General features: G+C 70.2%; 21 protein-coding genes. 13 read left to right on the top strand and 8 right to left on the bottom strand.

Translation table 11 applies throughout. The annotated features are described in order from the left end of the window. Positions 1–21 precede the first annotated feature (21 nt). Positions 22–474 carry a manganese-binding transcriptional regulator MntR gene (mntR, locus tag AC0IWM_RS07025; protein ID WP_056474791.1) on the bottom strand — a complete coding sequence of 151 codons (453 nt, stop codon included), beginning with the start codon at positions 472–474 and terminating at the stop codon, positions 22–24. Positions 475–579: 105 nt separating this feature from the next. Then, positions 580–1,467, bottom strand: coding sequence for a LysR substrate-binding domain-containing protein (locus AC0IWM_RS07020; RefSeq protein ID WP_471753758.1), 888 nt, complete (start codon positions 1,465–1,467; stop codon positions 580–582). Between the two features lie 78 nt (positions 1,468–1,545). Between AC0IWM_RS07020 and AC0IWM_RS07015 the strand changes: the two genes are divergently transcribed. The 9 genes from AC0IWM_RS07015 to AC0IWM_RS06975 all read left to right on the top strand — a co-directional run bounded on the left by AC0IWM_RS07015 (position 1,546) and on the right by AC0IWM_RS06975 (position 9,925). Beyond that, entirely contained in the window at positions 1,546–1,857 is a 312-nt protein-coding gene (locus AC0IWM_RS07015) for an FtsB family cell division protein (protein ID WP_056474790.1), read from the top strand. A gap of 155 nt (positions 1,858–2,012) precedes the next feature. Then, positions 2,013–3,107 carry a pyruvate dehydrogenase (acetyl-transferring) E1 component subunit alpha gene (gene pdhA, locus AC0IWM_RS07010; RefSeq protein WP_056474786.1) on the top strand — a complete coding sequence of 365 codons (1,095 nt, stop codon included), beginning with the start codon at positions 2,013–2,015 and terminating at the stop codon, positions 3,105–3,107. Between the two features lie 100 nt (positions 3,108–3,207). After that, positions 3,208–4,650 carry a pyruvate dehydrogenase complex E1 component subunit beta gene (locus AC0IWM_RS07005; RefSeq protein WP_471753756.1) on the top strand — a complete coding sequence of 481 codons (1,443 nt, stop codon included), beginning with the start codon at positions 3,208–3,210 and terminating at the stop codon, positions 4,648–4,650. A gap of 59 nt (positions 4,651–4,709) precedes the next feature. Next, on the top strand, positions 4,710–4,991 hold the full coding sequence (locus AC0IWM_RS07000; RefSeq protein WP_471754119.1) for a DUF5076 domain-containing protein: 282 nt from the start codon (positions 4,710–4,712) through the stop codon (positions 4,989–4,991). A 46-nt stretch (positions 4,992–5,037) separates the two neighbouring features. Beyond that, complete coding sequence (locus AC0IWM_RS06995; RefSeq protein ID WP_471753754.1) at positions 5,038–6,450, top strand: pyruvate dehydrogenase complex dihydrolipoamide acetyltransferase; 1,413 nt, start codon at positions 5,038–5,040, stop codon at positions 6,448–6,450. An 83-nt stretch (positions 6,451–6,533) separates the two neighbouring features. After that, on the top strand, positions 6,534–7,973 hold the full coding sequence (gene lpdA / locus AC0IWM_RS06990; RefSeq protein ID WP_471753752.1) for a dihydrolipoyl dehydrogenase: 1,440 nt from the start codon (positions 6,534–6,536) through the stop codon (positions 7,971–7,973). 113 nt (positions 7,974–8,086) lie between these two features. After that, positions 8,087–8,371, top strand: a complete 285-nt coding sequence (locus AC0IWM_RS06985) for a GlsB/YeaQ/YmgE family stress response membrane protein (RefSeq protein WP_471753750.1) — start codon at positions 8,087–8,089, stop codon at positions 8,369–8,371. A gap of 128 nt (positions 8,372–8,499) precedes the next feature. Next, positions 8,500–9,462 carry a lipoyl synthase gene (gene lipA, locus AC0IWM_RS06980; protein ID WP_471753748.1) on the top strand — a complete coding sequence of 321 codons (963 nt, stop codon included), beginning with the start codon at positions 8,500–8,502 and terminating at the stop codon, positions 9,460–9,462. Between the two features lie 7 nt (positions 9,463–9,469). Continuing rightward, a complete protein-coding gene (locus AC0IWM_RS06975; protein ID WP_471753746.1) occupies positions 9,470–9,925 on the top strand; it encodes a type II toxin-antitoxin system RatA family toxin in 456 nt (151 codons plus the stop codon). 16 nt (positions 9,926–9,941) lie between these two features. Here the strand turns inward: AC0IWM_RS06975 and AC0IWM_RS06970 are convergent, their stop codons facing one another. From AC0IWM_RS06970 to AC0IWM_RS06955, 4 genes are all read right to left on the bottom strand, one after another. Beyond that, positions 9,942–10,274 carry a low molecular weight protein tyrosine phosphatase family protein gene (locus tag AC0IWM_RS06970; RefSeq protein WP_471753744.1) on the bottom strand — a complete coding sequence of 111 codons (333 nt, stop codon included), beginning with the start codon at positions 10,272–10,274 and terminating at the stop codon, positions 9,942–9,944. After that, positions 10,271–12,058 carry an ABC transporter ATP-binding protein gene (locus tag AC0IWM_RS06965; protein WP_471753742.1) on the bottom strand — a complete coding sequence of 596 codons (1,788 nt, stop codon included), beginning with the start codon at positions 12,056–12,058 and terminating at the stop codon, positions 10,271–10,273. The genes AC0IWM_RS06970 and AC0IWM_RS06965 overlap by 4 nt, the downstream gene beginning before the upstream one ends. 263 nt (positions 12,059–12,321) lie before the next feature. Next, entirely contained in the window at positions 12,322–12,825 is a 504-nt protein-coding gene (locus AC0IWM_RS06960) for a CinA family protein (RefSeq protein WP_471753740.1), read from the bottom strand. Next, positions 12,822–14,117 (bottom strand): bifunctional 2-C-methyl-D-erythritol 4-phosphate cytidylyltransferase/2-C-methyl-D-erythritol 2,4-cyclodiphosphate synthase, encoded by a 1,296-nt coding sequence (locus AC0IWM_RS06955; RefSeq protein WP_471753738.1) that lies wholly within the window; start codon positions 14,115–14,117, stop codon positions 12,822–12,824. Before AC0IWM_RS06955 ends, AC0IWM_RS06960 begins: the two co-directional genes overlap by 4 nt. Positions 14,118–14,301: 184 nt before the next feature. On the opposite strand from AC0IWM_RS06955, the gene dusB reads away from it, so the two are divergent. Genes dusB through AC0IWM_RS06935 form a run of 4 tightly spaced genes read left to right on the top strand, consistent with a single transcriptional unit; the run spans position 14,302 to position 18,580 of the window. Beyond that, positions 14,302–15,354 carry a tRNA dihydrouridine synthase DusB gene (dusB, locus tag AC0IWM_RS06950; protein WP_471753736.1) on the top strand — a complete coding sequence of 351 codons (1,053 nt, stop codon included), beginning with the start codon at positions 14,302–14,304 and terminating at the stop codon, positions 15,352–15,354. Beyond that, the gene (locus tag AC0IWM_RS06945) at positions 15,351–16,505 is read left to right on the top strand and encodes a two-component system sensor histidine kinase NtrB (protein WP_471753734.1); all 1,155 of its coding nucleotides are present in this window, start codon (positions 15,351–15,353) and stop codon (positions 16,503–16,505) included. The genes dusB and AC0IWM_RS06945 overlap by 4 nt, the downstream gene beginning before the upstream one ends. Before the next feature lie 9 nt (positions 16,506–16,514). Then, positions 16,515–17,978: a nitrogen regulation protein NR(I) gene (gene ntrC / locus AC0IWM_RS06940; RefSeq protein WP_471753732.1), complete on the top strand. Its 1,464-nt coding sequence runs from the start codon at positions 16,515–16,517 to the stop codon at positions 17,976–17,978. Then, on the top strand, positions 17,975–18,580 hold the full coding sequence (locus AC0IWM_RS06935; protein ID WP_471753730.1) for a DUF6886 family protein: 606 nt from the start codon (positions 17,975–17,977) through the stop codon (positions 18,578–18,580). The genes ntrC and AC0IWM_RS06935 overlap by 4 nt, the downstream gene beginning before the upstream one ends. Before the next feature lie 75 nt (positions 18,581–18,655). Here the strand turns inward: AC0IWM_RS06935 and oxlT are convergent, their stop codons facing one another. Both oxlT and AC0IWM_RS06925 read right to left on the bottom strand, forming a co-directional pair. Continuing rightward, positions 18,656–19,930, bottom strand: a complete 1,275-nt coding sequence (gene oxlT / locus AC0IWM_RS06930; protein ID WP_471753728.1) for an oxalate/formate MFS antiporter — start codon at positions 19,928–19,930, stop codon at positions 18,656–18,658. Positions 19,931–20,045: 115 nt separating this feature from the next. Beyond that, positions 20,046–21,644, bottom strand: coding sequence for a gamma-glutamyltransferase family protein (locus AC0IWM_RS06925; RefSeq protein ID WP_471753726.1), 1,599 nt, complete (start codon positions 21,642–21,644; stop codon positions 20,046–20,048). Positions 21,645–21,829: the final 185 nt, after the last annotated feature.

The following is a 21,829-nucleotide window of genomic DNA, read 5'->3' as shown; positions in this document are numbered from 1 at the left end:
CCCGCTCGCCGTGGCGCTGCGTCAGGCGGACCGAGCCGTGAACAGCCGGAACGCCTCCAGGGTCTCGGCGCTGACGTGGTGCTCGATGCCCTCGGCGTCGCGGCGGGCGATCTCGGGGCTGACCCCGAGGGCGCAGAGGAACTGCTCGACGATGCGGTGGCGCTCGCGACTCTGCACCGCCAGGGCCTGCCCAGCCTCGGTCAGGAACACGCCACGGTAGGGCCGCTGCTGCACCAGCCCGTCCTCGGCCAGGCGCTTCAGCATCTTGGCCACCGTGGGCTGGGCCACCCCGAGACGGGCCGCGATGTCCACTTGGCGCGCCTCGCCGCCATCGCCGATTAGGTCGGCGATGAGCTCGACGTAATCCTCGACGAGTTCGAGCCGGCGCGCCTCGCGGGCCTGCCGGAAGCTCTCCACATGGACGTCGGGATCGACCAGGGCGGTGTCGGGCGCGGAGGATGTCGAATCCTGCATGTGGCCGGCGAACTCCCCCGAACGATGGCGCCCCGAACAGGGACCCGAGCCGGTTTGTACCGAAGCTGCGCCCCGGATGGGAGCCCCCGGGGTGCGAAAGCGGGTTCAGCCGCGCAGGTGAGCCACAAAATCCCGCGTGAACCGCGGCAGATCGGCGAGCGATCGCAGGCAGATCATGAGGTCGCGCAACGCCCAGGCATCCTCCAGCGGGACGATGGCGAGCGGCATGGTGCGGGCCGCCCGGGCCGCGGTGGTCTCGGGCACGATGCCGAGGCCCACGTCGCAGGCCACGAGCCGGCAGATCGCATCGAAGCTGCGCAGCTGTACCCGCAGCCGCATCGGCGGGCGGCCCGTGCGCGCGGCCTTGTCGGCGAGGAAGCGAGTCAGGGCGCTGGTCCGGTCGAGGCCGACGAGCGGGTGCTCGATCACCTCCGCGAAGGCCACCGACCCCCGCGCCGCCAGAGCGTGCCCGGTCGCCGCCACCATCACGAAGCGGTCCTGCCGGAAGGGGTAGGTCTCCAGGGCGCCGGTATCGACCGTGCCGGCGACGATGCCGAGATCGGCCGAGCCCTCGGCCACCAGCCCGACGATCTCGTCCGAGGTCCGCTCCTCGATGTCGACGCTCACGCCGGTCTGGCGGGCGAGGAAGGCGCTCAGCACCTCGGGCAGGAACTCGGTGAGGGCGTTGGTGTTCGAGACGAGGCGGATCTGCCCCACCGTGCCGCCCGAGAAGGCGGCGAGATCCTCCTGCATCCGGTCGATCCGGTCGAGGAGCCCGCGCGCATGGGCCAGGAGCGACCGCCCGGCCGGCGTCGCCACCACACCCTGGCGCCCGCGCGTCAGCAGCGCCGCCCCGAGGGTCTCCTCCATGGCGCGGATGCGCACGGAGGCGGCGGCCAGGGCGAGGTTGGCGCGCGCGGCGCCGTGCGTGATCGATCCCGCCTCCACCACGTGCCGGAACAGCGAGAGATCGACGAGGTCGAAGCGCATCATCGGCCGGACTCCCTCCGCAGGGCGGCCGGCACCCTCGGCGTCAGCACTTCCTTAACCCTGTGCGTGCATCGTGCCGGCATGGTGGTCCGTCGTCGCGTCCGTGCTGTCTTGATGCCCCTCGGCCTCTACGCCGTGTCGGGTCTCGTCGTGGGCTTCTTCGTGCATCAGGCCGAGAGCGGCAACCGCGGACTCGAGGCCAAGCGCGCCCTCAAGGTCCAGGCGCGGGCGCTCAACCAAGACCTCGCCGCCGCCAAGGCCGACCGCGCGATCTGGGAGCATCGGGTCGCCCTGCTGCGCAGCGACCAGATCGACCGGGACCTCCTCGAGGAACGTGCCCGCGTGATGCTCGGCCGCGTCCACGCCAACGACGTGGTGATCATCGATCCCTGAGGCGGCCCGAAGGCGAAAACCCTTCGTCGGCGCAAGCGCTTCGTACAAGCGCTTCGTAGCTGACAACTTGCCCGTTCTGTCGGGCCGGCGGCCTCGCTTTCCCCCGAGGCGTGTCCTAGAACCCCGGGTGAACAGATGTTCCCGGGGAGTTGCCGATGGATGCCGCGAAGGATGCAGGCCAAGCCGCTTCCGACACTAGCCGGGCAGGGGCGAAGCGATCCGGCGGCGGGAAGTCCGCGGGCGCGACCGAAATCCACGCGCCGGCCCCGAACGCCCCTCAGTTCACCCGCGAGGAAGACCTCCACGCCTACCACGAGATGCTGCTGATCCGGCGCTTCGAGGAGAAGGCCGGCCAGCTCTACGGCATGGGCCTGATCGGCGGCTTCTGCCACCTCTACATCGGCCAGGAGGCCGTCGTCATCGGCATGCAGATGGCCTCGGTCGACGGCGACCAGGTCATCACTGGGTACCGCGATCACGGCCACATGCTGGCCTGCGGCATGGACCCCAAGGGCGTGATGGCCGAGCTCACCGGACGGCGCGGCGGCTACAGCCGCGGCAAGGGCGGCTCGATGCACATGTTCTCCCGCGAGAAGCAATTCTTCGGCGGCCACGGCATCGTCGGCGCGCAGGTGTCGCTGGGCACCGGCCTCGCCTTCGCCGACGCCTACCGGAAGAACGGGAACGTCAGCCTGACCTACATGGGCGACGGCGCGGCCAACCAGGGCCAGGTCTACGAGAGCTTCAACATGGCGCAGCTGTGGAAGCTGCCCGTGGTCTACGTGATCGAGAACAACCGCTACGCCATGGGCACCTCGGTGGCCCGGGCCTCGGCCCAGACCGACTTCTCCAAGCGCGGCATCTCCTTCGGCATTCCCGGCGAGCAGGTGGACGGCATGGACGTCCGCACCGTGCGCGAGGCCGCGACCCGGGCGATCGCCCATGCCCGCTCGGGCGAGGGCCCCTACATCCTCGAGATGCAGACCTACCGCTACCGCGGCCACTCGATGTCCGACCCGGCCAAGTACCGGACCAAGGACGAGGTCTCGAAGATGCGCGAGGAGCACGACCCGATCGAGATGGTGCGCAAGCGCCTGATCGAGATGCACGGCGTGCCCGAGGCCGAGCTCAAGGCCACCGACGCCAAGGTGCGCGAGACCGTGAACGAATCCGCCGAGTTCGCCACGCACGATCCCGAGCCGGATCCGGCCGAGCTGTGGACCGACATCCTGCTGGAAGCCCGCGCCTGAACCCCCTCATGCGCCGGAGACGGGGGCCGCGCACCGCGCCCGCGGCCGTGTCCCTGCCTTCGACGGGCTGACCGCCTCATCCTCGATCGACGAGTATTCCATGGCGACCGACATCCTGATGCCCGCCCTCTCCCCGACCATGGAGGAGGGCAAGCTCTCGAAGTGGCTGAAGAAGGCGGGTGACCCGGTCAAATCCGGCGACGTGCTGGCCGAGATCGAGACCGACAAGGCGACGATGGAGGTCGAGGCCATCGACGAGGGCGTGCTCGCCAGGATCCTCGTCGAGGAGGGCACCGAGGGCGTGAAGGTCAACACGCCCATCGCCATCATCGCCGCCGAGGGCGAGGACGTCTCGGCGGCCTCCGCCGGCAACGGCGCGCCGAAGGCCGAGTCGTCCGCGCAGCCGGCCCCGGCCCCCGACATGCAGGCCGAGGGTCAGGCCGACAAGCCGGCCCCGAACGCCAAGACCGGCGACGACGCGCCGAAGGCCCCGGCCGCCCCCGCCACCATCACCAGCAAGGCGCCCGCGCCCGTGATGGAGGAGTTCCCCGAGGGCACCGAGATGGTCCCGACCACGGTGCGCGAGGCCCTGCGCGACGCGATGGCGGAGGAGATGCGCCGGAGCGAGGACGTCTTCGTGATGGGCGAGGAGGTCGCCGAGTATCAGGGCGCCTACAAGATCACGCAGGGGCTGCTGCAGGAGTTCGGCGCTCGCCGGGTGGTCGATACCCCGATCACCGAGCACGGCTTCGCCGGCATCGGCGTCGGCGCCGCCTTCACGGGCCTGCGCCCCATCGTCGAGTTCATGACCTTCAACTTCGCCATGCAGGCGATCGACCACATCATCAACTCGGCGGCCAAGACCCTCTACATGTCCGGCGGCCAGCTCGGCTGTCCCATCGTGTTCCGCGGCCCCAACGGCGCGGCCGCCCGCGTCGGCGCCCAGCACAGCCACGACTACTCGGCCTGGTACTCCAACGTCCCCGGCCTCAAGGTCATCGCGCCCTACACCGCCTCCGACGCCAAGGGCCTGCTGAAGGCGGCGATCCGCGACCCGAACCCGATCATCTTCCTCGAGAACGAGATCCTCTACGGCCAGACCTTCCCGGTGCCGAAGCTCGACGACTTCGTGCTGCCCATCGGCAAGGCGCGGATCCATCGGCCGGGCAAGGACGTGACGATCGTGTCCTTCTCGATCGGCATGACCTACGCCCTGAAGGCGGCGCAGGCGCTCGCGGAAGAGGGCATCGAGGCGGAGGTGATCGACCTGCGGACTTTGCGCCCGATGGACACCGACACGGTGGTGGAATCGGTGAAGAAGACCGGTCGCTGCGTCACCGTCGAGGAGGGTTTCCCGCAATCGGGCATCGGCGCCGAGATCTCGGCCCGCCTGATGGTCGATGCCTTCGACTACCTCGACGCCCCCGTCCTGCGCGTCACCGGCAAGGACGTGCCGATGCCCTACGCCGCCAATCTCGAGAAGCTGGCGCTGCCCAACGTCGCCGAGGTGATCGAGGCGGTGAAGGCCGTCTGCTACCGCTGAGGGCCGCACGCGTTCACCTCCAACTCTCCCCGTGTCGGGGAGAGACCGGAGACGAGATGATGACCGACAAATTCGAAGAACTCTCCGCCCCGCCGGATGCCATCGAGAACGGTGGCATCGAGGTCCTGCGCGCCAGCGTCGTGGACGGCGCGGTGAGCATCGCCCTGCGCCGCTCCTTCGACGATCCGGCCACCTGGGGCCGTCTGCTGGCGGACCTCGCCCGCCAGGCGGCGCGGGTCTACGCGCTGGAGACCGAGATGTCCGAGGACGACGCCTTCGCGCGCATCAGCGCCGGCTTCGAGGCCGAGAGCCTCGACCCGGACGCACCGATTCTGAACTGACCGCCGCTCCCCCGACACCGCCCGCTGACGATCAGGATTTCACCCCATGCCGATCAACGTCCTGATGCCCGCCCTGTCGCCCACGATGGAGAAGGGCAACCTCGCCAAGTGGCTCAAGAAGGAGGGGGACGCGGTGAAGTCCGGCGACGTGCTCGCCGAGATCGAAACCGACAAGGCGACGATGGAGGTCGAGGCCATCGACGAGGGCGTCCTCGCCAAGATCCTGGTGGCCGAGGGCACCGCCGACGTTCCGGTGAACGACCTCATCGCCATCATCGTGGCGGATGGCGAGGATCCGGCCAGCGTCCAGGCTCCCGGCGGCGGCGAGGCGCCGAAGGCGGACGCCAAGGCCGAGGCTCCGAGCGAGAACGCCACCCCCGGCGGCGGGACGATGTCCTACGCCCGGGTCAACGAGGCGCCGGACGGCGCCAAGCCAGCCGGTGGTCAGGGCGCCGGCACCCAGAGCGCCGCGCCCGCGGCCGAGGCCGGGCGCGTCTTCGCCTCGCCGCTGGCCCGCCGCATCGCCAAGCAGGAGGGCGTCGACCTCGCCGCCGTGACGGGCTCCGGCCCTCGCGGCCGGGTGATCGAGCGCGATGTCCGCGCGGCGCTCGCCGCCGGCACCGGCAAGGCCGCCCCGGCCGCCGCACCAAAGCCCGCCGAGGCGCCGCAGGCGGCCCCCGCACAGGCCGCGCCCGCCAAGGCGGCGGCCCCCGCCGGCCTGACCACGGATCAGGTCCGCGGCTTCTACGCGAAGGGCAGCTTCGAGGAGGTGCCCCTCGACGGCATGCGCAAGACCATCGCCAAGCGCCTCACCGAGGCGATGCAGGTCGCCCCGCACTTCTACCTCACGGTGGATTGCGAGCTCGACGCGCTGATGGCCCTGCGCGAGCAGCTCAACAAGAGCGCCGGCACGACCAAGGACGGCAAGCCGCTGTTCAAGCTCTCGGTGAACGACTTCGTCATCAAGGCGATGGGTCTCGCCCTGATGCGGGTGCCGACGGCCAACGCGGTCTGGGCCGAGGACCGGATCCTGCGCTTCAACAACGCCGAGGTCGGCGTGGCGGTGGCCATCGACGGCGGCCTGTTCACGCCGGTGATCCGCCGGGCCGACCAGAAGACGCTCTCCACCATCTCCAACGAGATGAAGGACTTCGCCGCCCGGGCGCGGGCCAAGAAGCTGAAGCCCGAGGAGTACCAGGGCGGCGTCACCTCGGTCTCGAATCTCGGCATGTTCGGCATCAAGCACTTCACGGCCGTGATCAACCCGCCGCAATCCTCGATCCTGGCGGTCGGCGCGGGCGAGAAGCGCATCGTGGTCCGCGACGGCGCCGCGGCCGTCGCCCAGGTGATGACCGCGACCCTCTCCTGCGATCACCGGGTGCTCGACGGGGCACTGGGTGCCGAGCTGATCTCGGCGTTCAAGGCGCTGATCGAGAACCCGATGGGGATGCTGGTGTGACCGGAGCCCGCTGACCCGTCCCCGAGCCCGGCAATCACCCACCCGGCCCCTTCCCATGCGGGAACGGGGAGCAGGAGCCCTACATGGCCGACACCTATGACATCCTCATCATCGGCGCCGGCCCCGGCGGCTACGTGGCGGCGATCCGGGCGGCGCAGCTCGGGTTCAAGACCGCCGTGGTCGACCGCGAGCATCTCGGCGGCATCTGCCTGAACTGGGGCTGCATCCCCACCAAGGCCCTGCTCCGCTCGGCCGAGATCTATCACTATATGCAGCATGCCTCCGATTACGGGCTGTCGGCGAAAGAGGTCGGGTTCGACACGGCCGCCATCGTCAAGCGCTCGCGCGGGGTCTCGACCCGGCTCAACGGCGGCGTCGGCATGCTCCTGAAGAAGAACAAGGTCGACGTGATCTGGGGCGAGGCCACGGTCACGGCCGCGGCCAAGGGCAACCAGCCGGGACAGGTCACGGTGAAGGAGACCACCCGTGCGCCGGCCCCGAAGGGCGCCCTGGCGGCGGGCGCGTATTCGGCCAAGCACATCATCGTCGCGACGGGCGCGCGGCCCCGCGCGATCCCGGGCATCGAGCCAGACAAGAAGCAGATCTGGACCTATTACGAGGCCATGGTGCCGGAGACGATGCCCAAGAGCCTGCTCGTCATGGGCTCGGGCGCCATCGGCATCGAGTTCGCCTCGTTCTATCGCACCATGGGTGCCGAGGTGACGGTGATCGAGCTCCTTCCGCAGATCCTGCCCGTCGAGGATGCCGAGATCGCCGGGCTGGCCCGCAAGCGCTTCGAAAAGCAGGGCATCCGCATCCTCACCGGCGCCAAGGTCACGAAGGTGGAGAAATCCGCCGATGCCGTCACGGCGACGATCGAGACCGGCGACGGCAAGTCCCAGCAGCTGAGCGCCGAGAAGCTGATCTCGGCGGTGGGCGTCGTCGGCAACATCGAGGGCATCGGCCTCGACAAGCTCGGCGTCACCATCGAGCGCGGGATCGTGGTCACGGACGGCCTCGGCCGCACCAACGTGCCGGGGATCTATGCCATCGGCGACGTCGCCGGCCCGCCCATGCTCGCCCACAAGGCCGAGCACGAGGGCGTGCTCTGCGTGGAGACGATCAAGGGCCTGCACACCCACGCCATGGACAAGGCCAAGATCCCCGGCTGCACCTATTGCCAGCCGCAGATCGCCTCCGTGGGCCTCACCGAGGCCAAGGCCAAGGAGCAGGGCTTCGCCGTGAAGGTCGGCCGCTTTCCCTTCGCGGGCAACGGCAAGGCCATCGCGCTCGGGGAGCCGGACGGCCTCGTGAAGACCGTCTTCGACGCCAAGACCGGCCAGCTGCTCGGCGCCCACATGGTCGGTGCCGAAGTCACCGAGCTGATCCAGGGCTACGTCGTGGCCATGAACCTGGAGACCACCGAGGAAGACCTGATGCACACGGTCTTCCCGCACCCGACGCTCAGCGAGATGATGCACGAGAGCGTGCTGGATGCGTATGGGAAGGTGATCCACACCTGATCCGGTGCCGTCCCCGATGCGACGGACACCCCTCCGCTTGAAACCCGCGCCGCTCGGGGACACCTGAGCGCCGGCCGACAACGGGTCGAGCACCGCACAGAGGAACACGCGGGATGGATGGACACGTCTACGGCGCCCTGGGTCAGCCCGGCGTCGGCCTGGTCATGGCGATCGTGATCGGGGCGCTGGCGGGATGGCTCGCCGAGCGCTTCACCGCGGCGAATATGGGCCTCATCGCCAACATCGTGATGGGCATCCTCGGCGGCCTGCTCGGAAACTATCTCGCCCACAAGCTGCACATCCCGGTCTTCGGGTTCTGGCGCAACCTGATTTCGGCGACGGTCGGGGCCGTCATCATCATCACGATCTACCGGGCGATCGCCGGGCGCCGCTACTGATCCACAGGGCGCCTGACGAACGCGGGACCCTGTCGCGCCATCCCGTCGCGGCGGGTTTGCGGTCGGGGGCGTCACGGCTTAAGTCGGAGGATACGCCGGCCTGTCGCGGGCGAATCCCGTGGATTGTCATGGCCGTCGTCCTCGACCTGCTTCGCAACGATCAGCGCCCGCGCCACCCCGAGAAGGCGCACCGGCCCGACAAGCCGATCCAGCGCAAGCCCGACTGGATCCGCGTGAAGGCGCCCGGCTCGAAGGGTTGGGAGGACACCCGCAAGATCGTCCACGAGCACGGGCTCGTCACGGTCTGCGAGGAAGCCGGCTGCCCCAATATCGGTGAGTGCTGGGAGAAGAAGCACGCCACCTTCATGATCATGGGCGACACCTGCACGCGAGCCTGCGCCTTCTGCAACGTGCGCACCGGCCTGCCCGAGGGGCTCGATCCGTCGGAGCCCGACAAGGTCGCGGATTCGGTGGCCAAGCTCGGCCTGCACCACGTGGTCATCACCTCGGTGGACCGGGACGACCTCGCCGACGGCGGCGCCGAGCACTTCGCCCGCACCATCCGGGCGATCCGGGCGCGCAGCCCCGCCACCACCATCGAGGTGCTGACCCCGGATTTCCTGCGGAAAGCCGGCGCTCTCGAAGTCGTGGTCGCGGCCCGTCCCGACGTGTTCAACCACAATATGGAGACCGTGCCGGGCAATTACCTCACGGTCCGCCCGGGTGCCCGCTACTTCCACTCCGTGCGCCTGCTCCAGCGCGTGAAGGAACTCGACCCGACCATCTTCACCAAGTCCGGCATCATGGTCGGCCTCGGCGAGGAGCGGAACGAGGTGGTCCAGCTCATGGACGACCTGCGCTCGGCCGATGTCGACTTCCTCACCGTCGGCCAGTACCTCCAGCCGACGAAGAAGCACCACGAGGTGGTGCGCTTCGTGCCGCCGGACGAATTCAAGGGCCTGGAGACCACTGCCTACACCAAGGGCTTCCTGCTCGTCTCGGCGACGCCCCTGACCCGCTCCTCCCACCACGCCGGTGAGGATTTCGCAAAGCTGAAGGCGGCCCGTCTCGCCCGCATCGCCAACGCTTAGAGTCTCGATGCCCTCATTCCGGATCACCCGCGCGGTGCGGCACTCACCGCGCCAGATGTACGACCTCGTGGCCGATGTGAAGCGCTACCCGGACTTCCTGCCCCTCTGCGAATCCCTGCGCGTGCTGCGCCGTCAGCCGGGAGCGGACGGCACGGAGGTGCTCGTGGCCGAGATGGGGGTCGGCTACAAGGCGATCCGCGAGCGCTTCACCACGCGCGTGACCCTCGATCCGCAGAACCTGCGCATCGTCGCCGAGTACATCGACGGCCCGTTCCGCCACCTCGAGAACCGCTGGGCCTTCAAGGAAGCCGAGGGCGGCGGTTGCATGGTCGACTTCTTCATCACCTACGAGTTCAAGAGCCGGACGCTCGGGATGCTCATGGGCACGATGTTCGACCGCGCCTTCCGCAAGTTCACCGACGCCTTCGAAGCGCGGGCGAACCGGGTCTACGGCGCGGCCTGAGCCTCGTCAGGCGGCTTCAGCGCAGGTGGGGCGCGACCCGGGCGCGGAGCAGCCGCACGAGGTCCGGGTCCATGAAGCCGTAGACGTCGGGGATGTCGAGGCAGACGAGCCGCGCGTGCTTGAGGCTGGCGCGGAAGCGGCGCTGCAGCAGCGCCCTGTGCCGACGCTCCATCACGACGATCAGGTCGGCCCAGGCCAGCCATTCCGCCGAGACGGGTTCGTCGGCCGCCGCATCCGTCCCCGCCGAGGCGACCTCCAGATCTGGTTCGGCCGAGAAAACCTGCTCGGCGGTGGGGCTGCGCAGCCGGTTCCGGCTGCACACGAACAGCACGCGCCGCGCGCGCCTCACGCCTCCACCACCCCGCCGGCCTGGCGCTCGAACAGGGCGCGGTAACGCCCCTCCGGCCGGGCGACCAGGTCCGCGTGGGTGCCGTCCTCGACGATGCGGCCACCGTCGAAGACGAGGATCCGGTCGAGGGCCCGCACGGTGGAGAGCCGGTGCGCGATGACGATGGCGGTGCGCCCGCGCATCAGCCGCTCCATCGCCTCCTGGATCAGCGCCTCCGATTCCGAGTCGAGGCTGGAGGTGGCCTCGTCGAGGATCAGGAGGGGCGCGTCGGCCAGGAAGGCGCGGTCGAGCGCCACCCGCTGGCGCTCGCCGCCCGAGAGCTTGACGCCGCGCTCGCCCACCAGGGTGGCGTAGCCCCCGGGCAGGCGCGCAATGAAGTCGTGCGCGTTGGCGAGGCGGGCGGCGTGCGCGATCTCCTCCGCCGTGGCGCCGGGCCGTGCATAGGCGATGTTCTCGGCCAGCGAGCGGTGGAACAGCACCGGCTCCTGCGGGACGATGGCGATCTGCGCGCGCAGGGATGCCTGCGTCACCCCGGCGACGTCCTGCCCGTCGATACGGACGTGGCCGCCGGTGACGTCGTAGAGGCGCTGCACCAGCTTGACGAAGGTCGTCTTGCCGGAGCCGGACCGGCCGACGAGCCCGACCCGCTGCCCGGCCGGGATATGCACCGACAGGTCGCGGTAGAGCGGCGTCGCGTGCCCGCCATAGTGGAAGGTCACGCGGTCGAACCGCAGGTCGCCGCCCTCCGCGACGAGCGCCGTCGCACCCGGCCGGTCCGCCACGCCGTAGGGCTCGGCCTCGAGGGCGACGAGTTCCTCCATCTCGTTCACCCCCCGCTGTACCCGGTTGATCTGACCGCCGATGTCCCGCAGGTAGCCGTGCACCACGAAGTAGGTGGTGAGCACGTAGGCCACGTCGCCGGGGGTCGCCGCCCCCGTCCACCACAGCCAGAGCGCCGTGCCGACGATCGCGGTGCGCAGGGCGAGGAGCAGCACGAACTGCGCCGTGATGCTCCAGGTGATCCGCATCCAGGTCCGGTGCGTCCGCCGGTTCCACTTGCCCAGCAGGCGCGCTAGGCGTGCATCCTCGCGGGCCTCGGCGCCGAAGGCCTTCACCACCGCGTTCGCGCCGACGGCGTCGCTCAGCGCGCCGCCGAGGCGCGAATCCCAGACGTTGGAGAGCTGGGCCGCGGGGGCGATGACCCGCGTGGCGAGCATCACGACGATGCCGAGGTAGATCAGCGAACCGAGGCCGATCACCAGTCCCATCACGGGCCATTGCAGGCCGAGCAGGATCATGGTGCCGAGAAGCACCGTGAAGGCCGGCAGCAATTCCAGCAGCAGCGTGTCGTTCAGCCCTTCGAGGGCCCACATCCCGCGCGAGACCTTGCGCACGGTGGAGCCCGAGAAGCTGTTGGCATGCCAATCCGTGGAGAGGCGTTGCACGCGGTGGAAGCCGGCCTGTGCCACGGCCTGCATGGTCGAGAGGGTCAGCGGCACCACCAGCGCCCAGGCGACGTGGCGCAGTCCCAGGGTCACGACCCCAAGGCCGCCCATCGCCGCGAACGCCATCAACGCGTCCCACCGGGCCGCGTCGCGGTCGGCGGCCGAGAGCGCGTCGACCAAGCGCCCTGCGAACAGGGGCAGGAAAACGTCGGCCAGGGTCGAGCCGACGATCGCCGCGACGACGCCGGCGAGCAGCGGCAGTCGGGTCCGCCATTGGCGAACGAGGAACGCGAGGACGGCCCGATAGGCCTCCGCGCCGTTCAGGCGGTCGAGAATCATGGGGTGATCACGGCGCCAATCGAGCACCGGCTCCGAAGGCGGCAGCCGCGCGCGGCCTGCCGTTGTGATGGACAAGATACGGGGAGGGACGGGCGCGGCGCGCTCGAGCGCGCGGCGGCGTCAGGCCGGCAGGCGCAAGGCGCGCGGGCGGGCCGGAGAGGCGATCGATACCAATATCATGCGGCCTCCCTAACGGTTCGAGGGCGAACCCGGCGCGGAACGCGGCGCCGTGACCCGCAAACTGACGGCCAAGCGTGTCAGTTTCAAGACGTCGGCGCGAGGACCGACTCGAGCAGGCCCAGGGCATCGCCCACCGCCTGACGGCGGATCTCGGTGCGGCCGAGATCGCCGTATCGGCGCTCGCGATGGCGCACGGGAGCCCCCCGCGTCGCGAGACCGAAATGCACGAGCCCGACCGGCTTGTCGGCGCTGCCGCCTCCGGGACCAGCGATGCCGGTGATCGCCACGGCGACGCCGGCGCTGGCATGCGCCAGGGCGCCCTCCGCCATGGCCCGGGCCACTTCCATGCTCACCGCGCCGTGCGTGGCGATGAGGTCGGCGGGCACGCCGATGCTCTCGGCCTTCGCCGCGTTCGAGTAGGTGACGAAGCCGCGCTCGACCACTGCGGAGGAGCCCGGAATCGCGGTGAGCAGGCCGGCGACGAGGCCGCCGGTGCAGGATTCCGCCGTGGCGAGCGTCAGCCCCGCCGCTGCGTAGGCGGCGACCAGCGCCTCCGCCCGGGCGAGCAGGGCGGGATCGTCGATCACGAGCGGCGCTCGGCCGTCTCGTCGGCGGCGTTCAGCTCGGCCGTCACCTCGGGCAGCCGCACCGTGGCGGCGGCCTGGGCGGCGAGGCCCTCGGCGCGGCCGACGAAGCCGAGCTTCTCCGTGGTGGTGGCCTTGATCGAGACCGCGCTCAGGGGCACGCCGGCGATCTCGGCGATGCGGGCGCGGATCGCCTCGCGATGGGCGCCGATGCGCGGGGCCTCGGCCAGCACCGTGATGTCGAGATGGTCGATCTTGCCGCCACGGGCCCGCACCAGTTCCACCGCGTGCGCCAGGAAGCGGTCGGAGGCCGCGCCGCGCCACTGCTCGTCGCTCGGCGGGAAATGCGTCCCGATATCGCCATCGGCGATGGCGCCGAGCAGTGCGTCGGTCAGGGCGTGCAGGGCGACGTCGCCGTCGGAATGGGCGAGCACGCCCCGGTCAGCCGGGATCTTCACGCCGCCGAGCCAGACATGGTCACCTTCCGTGAAGGCGTGGACGTCGAAGCCGGTGCCGAGGCGGGTGACGTAGGTGGTCATGGGATGGGCCTCGCTCAGGGCGGTGGGGGTTTGGCCGGAGAAGCCGCGATCGGCCTCGATCAGGTCGGCCGGCTGGGTGATCTTGCGGTTGCGCGGGTCGCCTTCGAACACGACGACGGGCAGCCCGGCCCATTCGGCGAGCGCCCCGTCATCGGTGAAGGCGTGGAGGTCGGCATCGGCCGCCCGGCGGTGGGCGTCGCGCAGAGGAGCGTAGGCGAAGGATTGGGGCGTCTGGACGGCGCGCAGGCCCTCGCGCCGCGGCGTCTCGCGCACACGGCCGGTACCGTCGCCGAGATCCTCCACCACCTTGATGGTGTCGGTGACGGCGATGCCCGGCACGGCGGCGCCATGGTCGCGCCCGGCGACCAGCGCGCGCTCGATGAGGGCCACGTCCACGTGCGGGCGGGCGGCGTCGTGGACGAGGACGAGATCCGGCGCGGCGGCTCCGTCCAGGGCTTCGAGCCCGGCGCGGACCGATTGCTGGCGGGTGGCCCCGCCGGGGACCGGCTCGGCGAGCTTGTCCCGGGTGGCGGCGTCGAGGTCGTCGAGGCAGGCGCGGTAGAAATCGGCGGCGTCGGGCGCGATCACGGGCTGGATGCGGGCGATGCCTGGATGGGCGGCGAGCGCCGCCAGGGTCCGGGTGAGCACGGCCTGGCCGCCGACGCGGCGATACTGCTTCGGGGTGTCGCCGCCGATGCGAATGCCGCGGCCGGCCGCGACAACCACCGCTGCCGCATTCCACGCGGTGCCGGACATGCGTATGCTCCCGCGCTTCGGGTGTGTGAGGATCCGCGCACCGACACGTCACCGCGCGTCCGCGTTGCGAAGGCCCTGGCAACCCGCCGATGGGGGTGGTCTGTCGTTTAAGCGCGGGAGAAGCTGAAATCAAATCTACGGAATCGCTTGCACCGCGGGCCGTTTTGTCTATTTGTTGAGCATAATGTACGCTGATGATTATTTGAGCTTTCTCCGGGCGGCGGGGGCCGTCGGAGACTCGCCGTCGACCGATGGCTTCCGGCCGGTGCCGGTCCTCCTGGCGCCGCTCTCCGGCGTCACCGACCTGCACGTCCGACGCATCGCGCGCCGCCTCGGGGCGAGCGCGGTCGTCTCCGAGATGGTGGCCGCCGCCGAACTGGCGCGCGGTGATCAGGAGGCACGGCTGCGGGCCGAGGGCAGCGGCGTCGATCCCCACATCGTGCAGCTCGCCGGATGCGCGCCGGAGCCGATGGCCGAGGCCGCGCGCATCGCCGAAGCGAACGGCGCCGACGTCGTCGACATCAACATGGGCTGCCCGGCCAAGGTCGTCACCGGCGTCGCCTCGGGCTCGGCCCTGATGCGCGACATCGAGGGAGCGACCCGCATCCTCGCGGCCGTGCGCGGCGCGGTGCGCATTCCCGTCACGGTGAAGATGCGCCTCGGCTGGGACCACGCCAACCTCAACGCGCCGGAACTCGCCCGACGGGCCGAGGGGCTCGGGCTGAACGCCGTGACGGTCCACGGCCGGACCCGGCAGCAATTCTACAAGGACCGGGCCGACTGGGGTGCGATCCGGGCCGTGGTCGAGGCGGTGGCGATCCCGGTCATCGCCAACGGCGACATCACCACGCTGGCGGAGGCGCGGGCCTGCCTCGCCCGCTCGGGTGCCGCCGGGCTCATGGTGGGGCGGGCCGCTTTGGGCCGGCCCTGGCTCGTCGGCGCCCTCGCGGCCGGCCTCGCCGGGCGGCCCGCGCCCGTGCTGACGGGCGCCGAGATGGCGGCCCTGGCGGTGGAGCACTACCAGGGACTGCTCGCCCTCTACGGCCTGCGCATGGGCGTGCGCCACGCCCGCAAGCACCTCGCGGCCTATGCCGAGGCCGGCGGCGGCCTCGATCCGGAGGCGCGGATGCAGCTTCTGACCACCACCGAGCCGGCGATCGCCACCGCGCTCCTGGCGCGCGCCTTCACGGGCCGACGCGACGGGGCGATGCCGCAGACCATCGGGGAGGCCGCATGAGCTCTGGCAAGCCGACACCGGGCCGGACCGGGGGCGCGCGGACCGACACCGCCCCCACCAACGAGGCGGTGATCAACGCCCTGCCGCTGCCGGTGCTGACGGTGGGCGCCAACGACCACATCCTCCACGTCAACCACGCGGGCGAGACGTTCTTCGATCATTCCGCGCGCCTGATGCAGCGGCGGCGCCTCTCCGACATCATCCCCTTCGCCTCGCCGATCATCGCCCTGGTGGCGGAGGTGCGGCGGCGGCGTGCCAGCGTCAGCGAGTACGGGGTCGAGCTCGTCCAGCCGCGCTCGGGGCTCGAGCGCAGCGTCGACGTGTTCGCGACGCCGCTGGGCGACGACGAGGACGCGGTGGTGCTGATGCTGCAGGAGCGCACCATCGCCGACAAGATGAACCGCCAGCTCACCCATCGCGGGGCGGCCCGCTCCATGGTGGCACTCGGCGCCATGCTGGCGCACGAGATCAAGAACCCGCTCGCGGGCATCCGGGGGGCGGCTCAGCTCCTCGAGCAGTCCGGCAACGAGGACGACCGGCTCCTGACCCGGCTGATCTGCGACGAGTCCGACCGGATCGTGCGCATCGTCGAGCGCATGGAACTGTTCGGGGACGAGCGCCCGGTGGAGCGCGGCTCCGTCAACGTGCACGGGGTGCTCGACCAGGTGAAGCGCTCGGCGCAGTCGGGCTTTGCCCGCCACATCCGCTTCGTGGAGACCTATGACCCCTCGCTGCCGCCGGTCCTCGGCAATCGCGACCAGCTCGTGCAGGTGATCCTGAACCTCGTGAAGAATGCCGCGGAGGCCATCGGGGCCGATGCGGTCGACGGCGAGATCACCCTGTCGACGGCCTTCCGCACGGGCCTGCGCCTCCAGGTGCCGGGCTCGCGCGAGCGGGTCAGCCTGCCCATCGAGGTGGCGGTGCGCGACAACGGCCCCGGCGTCTCGGCGGACCTCCTGCCCGACCTGTTCGATCCCTTCGTCACCACGAAGGCGCAGGGCTCCGGCCTCGGACTTGCATTGGTCGCCAAGATCATCGGCGATCACGGTGGGATCGTCGAGTGCGATCCAGTCCCGCGCCGGACCACCTTTCGTCTTCTTCTCCCCATGTCGAGCGCCCGCGATGGGCGCGAATCGTCCGCGGAGCTGTAGAGTCGCGTCATGCCCAACGGACACATCATCGTCGCGGATGACGACGCCGCCATCCGCACCGTCCTCAACCAGGCGCTGTCGCGGGCCGGGTACGAGGTCCGCTCGACCGGCAACTGTGCGACGCTCTGGCGATGGGTCGCCGAGGGGGCGGGCGACCTCGTGATCACCGACGTGGTGATGCCGGACGAGAACGTCTTCGACCTGTTGCCGCGCATCAAGCGCGTGCGCCCCGAACTGCCGATCATCGTCATGAGCGCGCAGAACACATTCATGACGGCGATCCGCGCCTCCGAGCGGGGCGCCTACGAGTATCTGCCCAAGCCCTTCGACCTGAAGGAGCTGATCGCCATCGTCGGGCGCGCCCTGTCCCGCCCGCGCGGCACGGCCCCCGCCGGCACCGACCCGGGCAACGAGGACATCCCGCTCGTCGGGCGCTCGCCGGCCATGCAGGAGATCTACCGGGCCCTGGCCCGGCTGATGCCGACCGACCTCACGGTGATGATCACCGGCGAATCCGGCACCGGCAAGGAGCTGGTCGCCCGCGCGCTGCACGATTACGGCCGCCGTCGCACCGGCCCGTTCGTGCCCGTGAACATGGCCGCCATCCCGCGCGACCTCATCGAATCGGAGCTGTTCGGCCACGAGAAGGGCGCCTTCACCGGCGCGCTGTCGCGCTCGGCCGGCCGTTTCGAGCAGGCCGAGGGCGGCACGCTGTTCCTCGACGAGATCGGCGACATGCCGATGGAGGCGCAGACGCGCCTCCTGCGCGTGCTGCAGCAGGGCGAGTACACCACCGTCGGCGGCCGGGTGCCGATCAAGACGAATGTCCGCATCATCGCGGCCACCAACAAGGACCTGCGGGTCTCGATCCAGCAGGGCATCTTTCGCGAGGATCTGTTCTTCCGGCTCAACGTGGTGCCGCTTCGGCTTCCCGCACTCCGGGAACGCTCCGAGGACGTGCCCGATCTGATCCGCCACTTCTTCGTCCTGGTGGAGCGCGAGGGCCTGAGCCGCAAGCAGCTCGACGGCGAGGCGATGGAGCGGCTGAAGCGCTACCGCTGGCCCGGCAACGTCCGCGAGTTGGAGAATCTCGTGCGGCGCCTCGCCGCCCTCTATCCGCAGGAGACGATCACCGGCCCGGTCATCGAGGCGGAGCTCGACACCCTGCCGCTGGCGCAGAGCCAGCAGAACGGCACGGCGAGCGGGCGTAAGCCGAGCGGCGAGGCCGAGACGCTGTCGGGGGCGGTGGAGCGCCACCTCGCCGAGTATTTCGGTGGCTACCGCGACACGCTGCCCCCGCCCGGCCTCTATCATCGCATCCTGCGCGAGATCGAGGGGCCGCTGATCGGCGCGGCGCTGGCCGCCACCCGCGGCAACCAGATCCGCGCAGCCGAACTGCTCGGTGTGAACCGCAACACCCTGCGCAAGAAGGTCCGCGACCTCGACCTGCAGGTGTTCCGCAACGCGCGGTGATCCCGCGCGACGCCCACGCACCGGGCGCGCCCCTGTTCCATTTCAGCGAGGACCCGGACATCCGGGTCTTCGAACCGCGCCCCGTGGGCGTCGGCATCGCGCGCGGCCCGGAACTGGCCTGGCTGAACGGTCCGCTGGTCTGGGCGATCGATGCCGCGCACAGCCTGCTCTACCTGTTCCCGCGCGACTGCCCCCGGATCGTGATCTGGCCGAAAGCCGAGACGACGCCGGAAGAACGGGAGACGTGGTTCGGCGACGTCTCGGCCCGCGCCGTCGCCTATGTCGAGGCGGCCTGGGCCGACCGGATCACGTCCGGGACGATCCAGCGCTACCGGATGCCGGCCACCACCTTCGTGCCGACCGGCGATCCGGGCGCCTGGGTCTCGCACCGAACGGTCGTTCCGGATGGCAGCGAGACGATCCGGGACCTGCCCGGGGCGTTGGCCGCGGAAGGCGTCGACCTCCGCATCGTGCCGCGCCTGACGCCGCTCGCCCCGATCTGGCGATCGAGCCTGCATGCGAGCGGCATCCGCCTCAGGAACGCGCAGGACTGGGTGCCGCCGGAAGGCGGACCACCGCGGCCCATCACCCTTTCGCGCTGATCGGGGATCCGCCCAGCAGAACGCGGACGGGTTTCCCCGTCCGCGCACTGTTCGATCGGCGCGAGCTTCGACGATTCAGGCCAGGGCCGGCTTGCCCACCAGCCCGGAGGCTTCGGTTTCCCCGAGCCAGCGCCGACGCATCGGCTTGAGTACGAAGTAGGCGAGGATCGCGGTCAGCACGTCGAGGGTGATGATGATCGCGAAGACCGGCAGCCACGAGCCCTGCACGGCGTAGATCCAGGCCGCGATCGGGCCGCCGAACAGCGAACCGATGCCCTGCGCCATGTAGAGGAAGCCGTAGTTCGTCGTCGCGTGCTTGGTCCCGAACGTGTCCGTGAGGATCGACGGGAACAACGAGAAGATCTCGCCCCAGGCGAAGAAGACCACGCCGGAGAGGAGCGCGAAGGCGTAGGGGTTCTCGCGGAAGACCAGGAGCAGGGCGATCGCCGCCGCCTCGGCCGCGAAGGCGATGCCCATGGTGTTCTCGCGCCCGATCCGGTCGGAGACCCAGCCGAAGAACGGACGGGTCAGGCCGTTGGTGATGCGGTCGAAGGTGAGCGCGAAGGGCAGGGCGACGAAGCCGAAGATGATCGCGTCGGCGACGCCGAAATCGCGGGCGAAGGACGCGAAGTTGGCCACCACCATCAGGCCGCCCGTCGACATCATCGTCATCATGGCGAACATCAGCCAGAAAAGCGGCGTCCGCAGCATCGCCTTCGGGGCCGTGTCGTGCACGCAGGTCGAGAGGTTGACGGCGGGCGCCGGCAGCACCTCGCCGGCACGGGGCGCGCGCAGGCCCAGGGCCGCCAGGGCGCCGATCGCACCGAGCACGACGCCGAACACCGTGAGGGTGTGGCGATAGCCGTCGGTCGCGAGCATGTCGCTGATGGGGAAGGTGCTGAGCATGGCGCCCATGCCGTAGCCGGCGGCGACCACGCCGACGGCGAAGCCGCGCCGGTCGGGAAACCACTTCACCATCAAGCCGACGATGCCGACATAGACGATGCCGGTGCCGAGGCCGCAGAACAGGCCGTAGGTGGCGTAGACGCCCATGAGCGTGTCGACCCGCGCGGCCAGGACCCAGCCCAGGCCGGACAGGGCGGCGCCGAGCGCGATCATCAGCTTGGGGCTGAAGCGATCGATCAGGTAGCCCTGCACCGGCGAGAAGAAAGTCTGCAGCACGATCAGGATCGTGAAGGTCCACTGGATCTGCGGCAGCGTCGAGCCGGTCGTCGCGATCAGCGGTTTGGTGAAGAGGGTCCAGACATATTGCGGGCTGGAGATCGCCATCATGGCGACCAGTCCGAGGCCGAGTTGCAGCCAGCGTTGGCGGGATAGGGTCGTATCCATTATTCGCTCCTTGCGATGGTCGCCCTTCGCAAGGATGATGCCAGGCCTCCGAAGACGGCAAGTCGATGCTGTGCTTATCTTTCCGGCGCAACCCGACCGTGAAGATCAGCGGAAGTTACAGCCCCTCGGACCCACCGTCGGATCTGGGATCGTGCACGGCCAAGACCGATCCGTTACTTGGATGGCGGACCAGCATACCGGCATGGCCGAGGGAGTCGATGTAGGCACCGCCGAGTTCTTCGATCTCGTGGCCGAGCTTGCGCAACTCGGCGATGCAGGCCGGATCGAACCGGTCCTCGACCTTCACGGTGAGGGATTCGGCACCCCAGGTCCGGCCGTAGAGCAGGCGCGGGGCGTCGACGGCCGCGGCCGGGTCCATCCCGTAATCGGCGTAGCGCGCGAAGATCTGCGACTGGAATTGCGGCTGCCCGTCGCCGCCCATGCTGCCGTAGGACATCACGCGGCCGTCGTCGAAGCAGGCCAGCGCCGGGATCAGGGTATGGAAGGGCCGCCGCCCGGGCTCCAGCGGGTTCACCGCCTTGGCGTCGAGGGAGAACGAGGTGCCTCGATTCTGCCAGTGGATGCCGGTCTTCGGCAGGACGAGGCCGGAGCCGTATTCCCAGTAGATCGACTGGATGTAGGACACCGCGAGGCCGTCGCGGTCGATGGCACCCATCCACACCGTGTCGCCCTCGCCGGGATTGCGCAGGGGGACGTTCGCGGCCCGGCGCATGTCGATCTGCGCCGCCTCGCGGTCCAGCCGCTCCGGCGTGAGGTAGCTGGCGGGATCGACGGTCAGACGATCGTAGTCGGTGACCATCCGATCGCGGATGGCGAAGGCGCGCTTCGTCGCCTCGATCAGCCCGTGGTAATGCGCGGTGGTCTCGGGCCGGTCGATCCGCAGGCGGTCGAAGATGCCGAGGATCAGCAGCGCGGCGATCCCCTGGGTCGGCGGCGGGAAGTTGTAGAGCGTGGCATCGCGGCGGCGGATCGACAGCGGCGCGCGTTCGCGGGGAGCGTAAGCCTCGAGGTCGGCCCGGGTCACCGGCGTCCCGAGCCGGTCGAGATCGGCGGCGATCTCGCGCCCGAGGTCACCCTTGTAGAACTCGTCGAGGCCGGCATGGGCCAGCTGCTCCAGGGTGGCGGCCAGCGCCGGCAGCTTGCGGAGGGCGCCGGCCGCGAAGGGCTTGCCGCCGTCGAGGAATGTCTCCGCGAAATGCGGCTGATCGTGGAGTGTGTCGAGTTCCTTCGGCACGTAGCGCGCCTCGGACGGCGAGACCGCGACGCCGTCGCGGGCGTGGCGGATCGCGTCCGCCAGCAACGTGCCCAGGGGCAGGCGGCCGCCGAGCGCCTTCGACAGGTCGAGAGCGAGACGCCAACCGCCGATGGCCCCCGCCACGGTGAGCGCCGCATCCGGGCCGCGCGACGGCAGAACCTCGTAGCCCTTCTCCCGGTAGCGCTGGATGGTGGCGTTCCGGCCGGCCGGGCCGCAGGCCTCGATGCCGCGCACCCGCCCGCCGCGCTCGCGCACCAGCCAGAAGCCGTCGCCGCCGATGCCGTTCATGTGCGGGTAGACCACCGCGATGGCGGCGGCCATGGCGGTCATCGCTTCGATCGCGTTTCCCCCCTGTGCCAGGACGTGCTGACCGGCCTCGGCGGCGAGGCGATGGGGCGCCGCGACGGCGGCCGAGGCGAAGACAGGCGTGTTGGACATACTGATCTCTGGATGAGGAGGAGCCGGAAGATAATGTATTTTTCCGTGCCGTCGATCGGTCTCGCCGCTCGCGCCAGCAGCCGATCATGACGTCGCGGGTTGCGCGTACGCACCGCCGTTGCGCGTCGCTCCTTCGTGGCTCCAGGGCCGATCCGTATTAATTTCGCCACACTGTTGTGGCGACG

Source organism: Methylobacterium sp. AC433, assembly GCF_979253015.1.
The sequence above is the reverse complement of the archived record's forward strand: the minus strand, read 5'-3'. Positions and strand labels throughout refer to the sequence as shown.

What these genes read in the sequence shown, in the direction of transcription:
- mntR (WP_056474791.1), bottom strand. Translation starts at nt 474, where the DNA reads ATGCAGGATTCGACATCCTCCGCGCCCGACACCGCCCTGGTCGATCCC.
- AC0IWM_RS07020 (WP_471753758.1), bottom strand. Translation starts at nt 1,467, where the DNA reads ATGATGCGCTTCGACCTCGTCGATCTCTCGCTGTTCCGGCACGTGGTG.
- AC0IWM_RS07015 (WP_056474790.1), top strand. Translation starts at nt 1,546, where the DNA reads ATGGTGGTCCGTCGTCGCGTCCGTGCTGTCTTGATGCCCCTCGGCCTC.
- pdhA (WP_056474786.1), top strand. Translation starts at nt 2,013, where the DNA reads ATGGATGCCGCGAAGGATGCAGGCCAAGCCGCTTCCGACACTAGCCGG.
- AC0IWM_RS07005 (WP_471753756.1), top strand. Translation starts at nt 3,208, where the DNA reads ATGGCGACCGACATCCTGATGCCCGCCCTCTCCCCGACCATGGAGGAG.
- AC0IWM_RS07000 (WP_471754119.1), top strand. Translation starts at nt 4,710, where the DNA reads ATGACCGACAAATTCGAAGAACTCTCCGCCCCGCCGGATGCCATCGAG.
- AC0IWM_RS06995 (WP_471753754.1), top strand. Translation starts at nt 5,038, where the DNA reads ATGCCGATCAACGTCCTGATGCCCGCCCTGTCGCCCACGATGGAGAAG.
- lpdA (WP_471753752.1), top strand. Translation starts at nt 6,534, where the DNA reads ATGGCCGACACCTATGACATCCTCATCATCGGCGCCGGCCCCGGCGGC.
- AC0IWM_RS06985 (WP_471753750.1), top strand. Translation starts at nt 8,087, where the DNA reads ATGGATGGACACGTCTACGGCGCCCTGGGTCAGCCCGGCGTCGGCCTG.
- lipA (WP_471753748.1), top strand. Translation starts at nt 8,500, where the DNA reads ATGGCCGTCGTCCTCGACCTGCTTCGCAACGATCAGCGCCCGCGCCAC.
- AC0IWM_RS06975 (WP_471753746.1), top strand. Translation starts at nt 9,470, where the DNA reads ATGCCCTCATTCCGGATCACCCGCGCGGTGCGGCACTCACCGCGCCAG.
- AC0IWM_RS06965 (WP_471753742.1), bottom strand. Translation starts at nt 12,058, where the DNA reads ATGATTCTCGACCGCCTGAACGGCGCGGAGGCCTATCGGGCCGTCCTC.
- AC0IWM_RS06955 (WP_471753738.1), bottom strand. Translation starts at nt 14,117, where the DNA reads ATGTCCGGCACCGCGTGGAATGCGGCAGCGGTGGTTGTCGCGGCCGGC.
- dusB (WP_471753736.1), top strand. Translation starts at nt 14,302, where the DNA reads ATGTACGCTGATGATTATTTGAGCTTTCTCCGGGCGGCGGGGGCCGTC.
- AC0IWM_RS06945 (WP_471753734.1), top strand. Translation starts at nt 15,351, where the DNA reads ATGAGCTCTGGCAAGCCGACACCGGGCCGGACCGGGGGCGCGCGGACC.
- ntrC (WP_471753732.1), top strand. Translation starts at nt 16,515, where the DNA reads ATGCCCAACGGACACATCATCGTCGCGGATGACGACGCCGCCATCCGC.
- oxlT (WP_471753728.1), bottom strand. Translation starts at nt 19,930, where the DNA reads ATGGATACGACCCTATCCCGCCAACGCTGGCTGCAACTCGGCCTCGGA.
- AC0IWM_RS06925 (WP_471753726.1), bottom strand. Translation starts at nt 21,644, where the DNA reads ATGTCCAACACGCCTGTCTTCGCCTCGGCCGCCGTCGCGGCGCCCCAT.